7 protein-coding genes are annotated in these 7016 nt (G+C 74.0%); 3 read left to right on the top strand and 4 right to left on the bottom strand.

Going from position 1 to position 7016, the window contains the following annotated elements:
* Window positions 1–227 precede the first annotated feature (227 nt).
* Window positions 228–1025, bottom strand: a complete 798-nt coding sequence (locus ACZ7IF_RS16965) for a TSUP family transporter (protein ID WP_470971736.1) — start codon at window positions 1023–1025, stop codon at window positions 228–230.
* A gap of 82 nt (window positions 1026–1107) precedes the next feature.
* Here ACZ7IF_RS16965 and ACZ7IF_RS16960 point away from each other — a divergent pair, with 82 nt between their 5' ends.
* On the top strand, window positions 1108–1869 hold the full coding sequence (locus ACZ7IF_RS16960) for an AraC family transcriptional regulator (RefSeq protein ID WP_470971734.1): 762 nt from the start codon (window positions 1108–1110) through the stop codon (window positions 1867–1869).
* Between the two features lie 4 nt (window positions 1870–1873).
* Here the strand turns inward: ACZ7IF_RS16960 and ACZ7IF_RS16955 are convergent, their stop codons facing one another.
* Entirely contained in the window at window positions 1874–2842 is a 969-nt protein-coding gene (locus ACZ7IF_RS16955; RefSeq protein WP_470971731.1) for an NADP-dependent oxidoreductase, read from the bottom strand.
* A 130-nt stretch (window positions 2843–2972) separates the two neighbouring features.
* On the opposite strand from ACZ7IF_RS16955, the gene ACZ7IF_RS16950 reads away from it, so the two are divergent.
* Window positions 2973–3944 carry a GlxA family transcriptional regulator gene (locus ACZ7IF_RS16950; RefSeq protein WP_470971728.1) on the top strand — a complete coding sequence of 324 codons (972 nt, stop codon included), beginning with the start codon at window positions 2973–2975 and terminating at the stop codon, window positions 3942–3944.
* Between the two features lie 28 nt (window positions 3945–3972).
* On the opposite strand, the gene ACZ7IF_RS16945 is transcribed toward ACZ7IF_RS16950, so the two are convergent.
* Window positions 3973–4956, bottom strand: coding sequence for a LuxR family transcriptional regulator (locus ACZ7IF_RS16945; RefSeq protein ID WP_470971724.1), 984 nt, complete (start codon window positions 4954–4956; stop codon window positions 3973–3975).
* Window positions 4957–5110: 154 nt separating this feature from the next.
* Between ACZ7IF_RS16945 and ACZ7IF_RS16940 the strand changes: the two genes are divergently transcribed.
* Window positions 5111–6523, top strand: a complete 1413-nt coding sequence (locus ACZ7IF_RS16940; protein WP_470971722.1) for an aminopeptidase P family protein — start codon at window positions 5111–5113, stop codon at window positions 6521–6523.
* Between the two features lie 55 nt (window positions 6524–6578).
* Here the strand turns inward: ACZ7IF_RS16940 and ACZ7IF_RS16935 are convergent, their stop codons facing one another.
* Window positions 6579–6845 carry a hypothetical protein gene (locus ACZ7IF_RS16935; protein WP_470971719.1) on the bottom strand — a complete coding sequence of 89 codons (267 nt, stop codon included), beginning with the start codon at window positions 6843–6845 and terminating at the stop codon, window positions 6579–6581.
* Window positions 6846–7016 lie beyond the last annotated feature (171 nt).

Below are 7016 nucleotides of genomic sequence, written 5' to 3'. Positions count from 1 at the left end.
CAAAAAGAAAAGGAAAGCAAGGGCACCAAGGCCTCCGTCGCCCCCCCCCCCCCCCCCCCTCCCCCCCCCCCCCCCCCCCCCCCCCCCCCCCCCGCCGCCCCCCCCCCCCCCCCCCCCCCCCCGGAACCGGGTGGCGGGGCGGGGATCCCGGCCGCGCGCCGTCCCGTCGCGGCGGGCGCCTCCCCGACCGGCCGACGGCCGACGGGTTCCGGCCGCGGTGCGCCTCTTCACGGGGTCCGGACCAGCATGGCGGTCAGAGCCAGGCCCAGGAGGGCGACGTACCCCCAGGCGTGGAGGTGATCCGCGACGCGCGGGGGCCTCCGGCGCAGGAGGACGACGACCGGGAGGGCTCCGAGGAGGAGCAGCCCGGCCGCGCCGAGGTCGACGGAGCCGACGGCCGGCACCCCCGTCCCGGGGTCCGTCCCGTGGGCGGTGGTGAGGAAGACCGCGCACGCCGGGGCGCTGATGGCGGCGGTGAGGGGGTTGGCCAGTGCCGCCGCGGTGCCCATCGGGAGTCCCGAACGCCGCAGCAGGGGCAGGGTCATGACGCTCCCGCCGACGCCGAGGAACGAGGCGACCGCGCCGATGGGCATCCCGAGCGCGGCGGGTACAGCGAAGGTCCGGTACCCGGCGGCGGCGCTCTCCGGGCGCAGGAACCCCGGGCGCGCGAGCACGTCGGCGACGGTGACCGCCAGATAGGCCACGAACCCCCAGTGGATCAGCGCGGCCGGCGCGAAGCTCGCGGCGGACGCGCCGACGAGCCCCCCGGCTCCGAGCAGGAGCAGCAGCGGGGCAGTACCCCGGAGGCGGCGCAGGACCGGCCGGGGCGTGGCCGCGGTGGCCACCACCGCGCCCGTGACCATCACCAGCGACGAGGTCGCCACCGCGGCCGTCGCCGCGGCCGGACCCGCGGCGGCGTCCACCCAGATGATGACGGGGACGGTGACGAAGCCCCCTCCGAAACCGAACAGCACCGTGGTCAGCCCGGTCAGGACCCCGATGACGACAAGAACGACAGCACTCATGGGTCCAGTCCAGTCGAGACTCCGTGTGCCGACGATCGACTGACGGTCTACTTCTTTCGAGTTCCGGCCATAGGCTCCCGCCATGCGCAACGTGCCCCTGGCGCGCGTCGACCACCTCCCCGCCGAGGTGCTGCCGATCGCGACCGACTACCCGCCGGACACCCTCCTCGCCTGGCACGAGCACCGCCGGGCGCAGTTGCTGTACGCCGCGACCGGCACGATGCTCGTCGAGACCGACGACGGGGCGTGGACCGTCCCGGGCGAGCGGGCGGTGCTGATCCCGCCGCGGACCCGGCACCAGGTGCGGATGCTGGACACCCAGACCTCCAGCCTCTACGTCGAGCCGGCCGCCGTACCGTGGTGGCCCACCGCCTGCCGGGTCGTGGAGGTCCCGCCGCTGCTGCGGCAACTGCTGCTCGCCGCGGCCGAACTGGACACGGACTACGCCGCGGACCCGCGGGACAGTGCGGTGGTCTCGCTGATCCTCCTGGAGACGGCGGGGCTCTCGGAAGTCCCCCTGCACGTCGCCCTCCCCCACGAGCAGCCGTTCTCCGCGTTGTGCCGCGCCTACCTGGCCCACCCCGACGTGGCGGTGGGCAACACCGAATGGGCGCACGCCGCGGCCATGAGCGAGCGCGTGTTCACCCGGCGCTTCCGGCACCTGACGGGGACGAGCCCCGCGGCCTGGCGCTCGCGGGCCAGGCTGCTCGCCTCGATCCCCCTCCTGCGCCACAAGACCGTCACCGAAGTCGCGACCCTGCTCGGATACGCCTCACCGGCGGCCTTCTCCTACGCGTTCGCCCGCGCCTTCGGCGTGCCGCCGTCTTCCATGAGGCACCGCTGACGGGTCAGGGGGCGACGGAAAGGACGATCTTGCCGGTGGTGCGGCCGGTCTCACCCAGCGTGTGGGCCCGGGCGGCTTCTTCGAGGGGGAAGACCTCGTCGACGATCACGTTCAGGCGGCCTGCCTCGACCAGGGAGGTGATCTCGCGCAGTCCCGCATGGTCGGGCTCGACGAGCATGAACACCGCCCGCACTCCGGCCTCCCCGGCCTCCTTGGCGGGAAAGGTGTCGTCCGGCGGCAGGATCGAGACCAGCGTGCCTCCCGGCCGCAGCGTTCGCAGGGACCGGGCCCAGTTGGGGCCGCCGAGGGCGTCCAGGACGACATCGACGTCGCGGACGGTCTCGGTGAAGTCCTGGGTGCGGTGGTCGATCAGCTCGTCGGCGCCCAGCGAGCGGAGCAGTTCGTGCTTGGCGGCGCTGGCGGTGCCGATGACGTACGCGCCGCGGGCCTTGGCGATCTGCACGGCCAGGTGGCCGACGCCTCCGGCGGCCGCGTGGATCAGGACACGCTGGCCGGGCCGGACGTCCGCGGTGTCCACCAGGGCCTGCCAGGCGGTCAGCGAGGCCAGCGGCAGGGCGCCGGCCTGGATGTGGGTGAGTCCGCCCGGGCGTGGGGCGAAGTGCCGGGCCGGGGCGGTGACGTACTCGGCGTAGGCGCCCGCCGGGTGCGGGAAGCGCGGCATCCCGAATACCTCGTCGCCCGCCCGGAAGAGCGTCACCCCCGCGCCGACCGCTTCGACCACCCCGGCGACGTCGTAGCCGAGCGTGAACGGCGGCCTGGCGCCGGTGGCGAACTCGCCCCGCTCGCGGGTCTTCCAGTCCGCCGGGTTCACGCCTGCCGCGTGCACCCGGACCAGGATCTCGCCGCGGCCCGGCTCGGGGCGCTCCACCTCGACGACCTCGAGGACGTCCGGGGGTCCCGCGGTGTCCTGGGAGACGGCGCGCATGGTCGTGGGTGGGGTGGCCTGGTCCATGGTGAAGTGCTCGTTTCAGCTGTACGTCCGTTGTGGGTCCGCGCCGGTCGTCCCGGGCGCGTCTCCAGACTGTCCGGGCGGACCGACCCCCAGTAGTGGCCCGATGGTCAAGGACTGAAAGGATCGGGCCATGCACCACGTTGGCGTTCTGGCCCTGGACGGCGTCGTCCCCTTCGAACTCGGCATCCCCGCACGGATCTTCGGTGCCGCCCGCGACGGCGCGGGCGGCCGGCTCTACTCCGTGGCCACGTGCAGCCTGGACGGCCGCCCCGTCCGCGCCGAGGCCGACTACCAGCTCACCGTCTCCCACGACGCCTCCCTGCTGGCCACCGTCGACACCGTCGTCATCCCGCCCTCCCACGCCCTGGGCCCCATCCGCGAGGAGGGCCGCCTGCCCGGCACCCTGAGCAGGGCCCTGGGCGCCGTCCGCCCCGGAACCAGGCTCGTGGCGATCTGCACCGGCGCCTACGTGCTGGCCGCCGCGGGACTGCTCGACGGCCGCCCCGCCACCACGCACTGGCGCGAAGCCGACCGCCTGCAGCGCATGTTCACCACCGCGCGCATCGACCCCGACGTCCTCTTCGTCGACGACGGCGACGTCCTGACCTCCGCCGGTGTCGCCGCCGGCATCGACCTGTGCCTGCACATCGTGCGCCGCGACCACGGCAGCGACATCGCCAACGACGTCGCCCGCTCCTGCGTCGTACCGCCCTGGCGGGACGGCGGGCAGGCCCAGTACATCCAGCGCCCCGTCCCCGACCCCGCCGCCTCCGGTACCGCGCCCACCCGGGCATGGGTCATGGAACGCCTCGCAGAACCCGTCGCCCTGGCCGACATGGCCGCCCACGCAGGCGTCAGCGTGCGTACCTTCACCCGTCGCTTCCGCGACGAGGTCGGCACCAGCCCCGGCCAGTGGCTCATCCGCCAGCGCGTCGACCTGGCCCGGCACCTGCTGGAGTCCACCGACTGGCCCGTCGACCTGGTCGCCGACCGAGCCGGATTCGGCACCGGCGTCTCCCTGCGCCAGCACCTTCACGCCGCCATCGGCGTCACCCCCCACGCATACCGCCGCACCTTCCGTGCCGCGCGCCCGGACGCCTGAACCACGCGCTCTTCTACTGCGAACACCCTCACAGCCAGCCGCTGCGCTGTGCCTGGAGGGCCATCTGGAAGCGGTTCTCGGCGCCCAGGCGGGCCATCAGGATCTGGAGCCGGCGGAAGAAGGTGCGGCGGCTGATGCCCAGTTCGCGGGCGATGACCTCGTCGCTCGCACCGCCGGCGAGGAGGCGGAGCAGGCGGCGGTCGGCCGGCGGCAGGCCGGCCGGGCGGGTGGCGCGGCCGTGGAAGGGGAGGGCTTGCTGCCAGGTCTGCTCGAAGAGCGCGAGGAGTGCGGAGAGCAGGCCGCACGGCTGCACCACCAGCATCGTGTTGTGCACGTCCGCCTCCCTGATCGACAGGGACACCAGCGCGTACGCCTCGTCGATGATCACCAGCTTGACCGGCACCGTCGGCGCCACCCGGGCCTGCTCGCCTGCCTCGATGCACGGCTCGATGGCCGTCTCCAGCTGCCCGGGCACCTCCAGTGACGCCTTCGAGTAGACGACCCGCTGCGTCACGCCGCGGGCGAGGGTCGCCAGCGCGTCGTCGAGGGCGCCCACCAGCGGGAAGTAGGGCGGCGAGTCGAGCTGCCGGATCTGCGCGCGGGCGCTGGTCCAGGCCTGGCGCATCCTCGGGCCGATGGCGTCGCCGGTCACCACCTCGACCAGGTTGTCGTTGTACGCCGCGAGCCGCTGGCGGCGGAACGCTTCGAACGCGCCGCCCACGGCGATGCGCGACCCCTCCAGCTCCGCCGCCCGGTGCCGGGCGAGGATCTCCAGGCCCGCCGCGGGAGGCACCGGCGCCACCACGTCCGCACCCTCCGCGGCGGCGCTGGCCAGCCCCGCGTCCACCAGCTCGCCGTACGCCGCGGCGAACTCGGGGCCGTCCAGCCCGGCCGCCTCCCCGATCTCGGCGAGCGGAGCGGGGGCCAGTTCGAGGAGGGCCAGGTACACGCGGCCCGCCGCGGGGCCGATCCCCAGCATCCGCAGGGCCTCGCCCAGTTTCGCGTTCGCCATGCACCGCATTATCGACGACCACGGGGCAGGAGTGGCCGATCAGTGCCACTGGCACGACCGGCCCTCCTGCGCGTGCCGTCCCGCAGTACCGTCCGGGAGCCGCCGGCCTCCGGGCAGGCGGACCCCATCCGGAAGAACGAAGAAGGAGAACGACGTGGCGAAGGGTCGCAAGAACGGCCTCTACTCGGGAGTCTCCGAGGAACTGTCCGCTCTGATGAGGACGGGCTGGGCGGACTCCGAACGGCACGGCCTCCCGCTCGACGAGCAGGCCCCGTACGCGGCCCGCCGCCGAGCCGCGCTCTCCGCGCGCTTCCCCGGCGAGCGGCTGGTGATCCCGTCCGGCAACCTCAAGGCCCGCTCGAACGACGACACCTACCCGTTCCGCCCGTACTCCGGCTACGTCCACATGACAGGGGACCAGGCCCGCGACGGCGCGCTCGTCCTCGAACCGCGCCCGGACGGCGGCCACGACGCGTACTGCTACCAGCTGCCGCGTGACGGCCGGGACACCGACGAGTTCTGGCTGGGCTACACCGCCGAGCTGTGGATGGGCCGTCGCCGCTCCCTCTCCGAGTCGGAGGGCGTGCTCGGGCTGTCCTGCCGCGACGTCCGCACCGCGGCGCAGGACCTGGCCGCCACGCCCGGCGTGCCCACCCGCATCGTCCGCGGCGTCGATCCGGCGCTGGAGGCCGCGGTCGCCACCGACGCCGGGCGCGACGCCGAGCTGGAGGAGGCGCTGAGCGGGCTCCGCCTCGTCAAGGACGCCTGGGAGATCGGCGAGATGCGCAAGGCGGTGGACTCCACCGTGCGCGGTTTCACCGACTGCGTCGGCGAGCTCTCGCGGGCGGTCGCGTCCTCCGAGCGGTGGATCGAGGGCACCTTCTTCCGCCGGGCGCGGCTGGAGGGCAACTCCGTGGGCTACGGCTCGATCTGCGCCGCGGGCGAGCACGCCACGATCATGCACTGGACCGACAACGACGGTCCGGTACGCCCCGGCGACCTGCTCCTGCTCGACGCCGGCGTGGAGACGCACACCCTCTACACCGCCGACGTCACCCGCACCCTGCCGATCAGCGGCACGTTCACGCCCGTGCAGCGCAAGGTGTACGACGCCGTGTACGAGGCCCAGGAGGCGGGCATCGCCGCCGTGAAGCCGGGGGCCGCGTACCGCGACTTCCACGTGGCGGCCCAGCGGTACCTGGCGGAGAAGCTCGTCGAGTGGGGCTTCATCGAGGGCCCGGCGGACCGCGCCCACGAGCTCGGCCTGCAGCGCCGCTTCACCATGGCCGGCACCGGCCACATGCTCGGACTGGACGTCCACGACTGCGCGGAGGCCCGTAACGAGGAGTACGTGGACGGCGTGCTGGAGCCGGGCATGGTGCTCACGGTGGAGCCGGGCCTGTACTTCCAGCCGGACGACCTCACGGTGCCCGAGGAGTGGCGCGGCATCGGGGTCCGGATCGAGGACGACCTGCTGGTGACCGCCGACGGCAGCGAGAACCTCTCGGCGGGTCTGCCGCGCTCGGCGGACGAGGTCGAGGCGTGGATGGCCCGCGTCGCGGGCTGACGGGAGCCCCGCCCGCCCGGCGGCGTCCGGGCGGGCGGGGCTTCGCGGACACGCCTCAGGCGGCGGTATCCGCCGGGGTGGGACGTGCGATCCGCATCCGGGCCCCGGCGAACTCCACCGTCTCGCCCGGCAGGATCAGCAGCCCGGCCTCGCCGTCCGGCCCGGACCCGATCCGCCGGACCTGGACCGCCTGGCCCAGTCCGCCGGCCATGAACACCATCGGGTCGACCTCCCAGCCGTGTCCGGCCAGCCAGCGCTCCAGCGCCTCGCCGTCCGCCGCCTCCGCCCAGCGCGGCCATGCGTACGTGGTCGTGCTCTCCATGCCTACCCCCTGTAGCTGATGGGACCACCGGCCCAGATGGTGCCACCCGCCTCCGACAACGGCTCCCTGAATTCCGTGCCGGGCAAGTCGTACTGAGACGTTTCTCCTTGAGGCCTCAAGCAGGCATCCCGTTTCGTCCTGGGGATCGAAGCGCCCCCACCGGCCGCGCCT

This window comes from Streptomyces sp. NPDC037421 (assembly GCF_055602105.1).
The sequence above is the reverse complement of the archived record's forward strand: the minus strand, read 5'-3'. Positions and strand labels throughout refer to the sequence as shown.

Bases quoted from the DNA above. Each gene is read 5' to 3' on its own strand.
- ACZ7IF_RS16950 (WP_470971728.1), top strand. From the start codon at position 2,973: ATGCACCACGTTGGCGTTCTGGCCCTGGACGGCGTCGTCCCCTTCGAA.
- ACZ7IF_RS16965 (WP_470971736.1), bottom strand. From the start codon at position 1,025: ATGAGTGCTGTCGTTCTTGTCGTCATCGGGGTCCTGACCGGGCTGACC.
- ACZ7IF_RS16960 (WP_470971734.1), top strand. From the start codon at position 1,108: ATGCGCAACGTGCCCCTGGCGCGCGTCGACCACCTCCCCGCCGAGGTG.
- ACZ7IF_RS16935 (WP_470971719.1), bottom strand. From the start codon at position 6,845: ATGGAGAGCACGACCACGTACGCATGGCCGCGCTGGGCGGAGGCGGCG.
- ACZ7IF_RS16945 (WP_470971724.1), bottom strand. From the start codon at position 4,956: ATGGCGAACGCGAAACTGGGCGAGGCCCTGCGGATGCTGGGGATCGGC.
- ACZ7IF_RS16955 (WP_470971731.1), bottom strand. From the start codon at position 2,842: ATGGACCAGGCCACCCCACCCACGACCATGCGCGCCGTCTCCCAGGAC.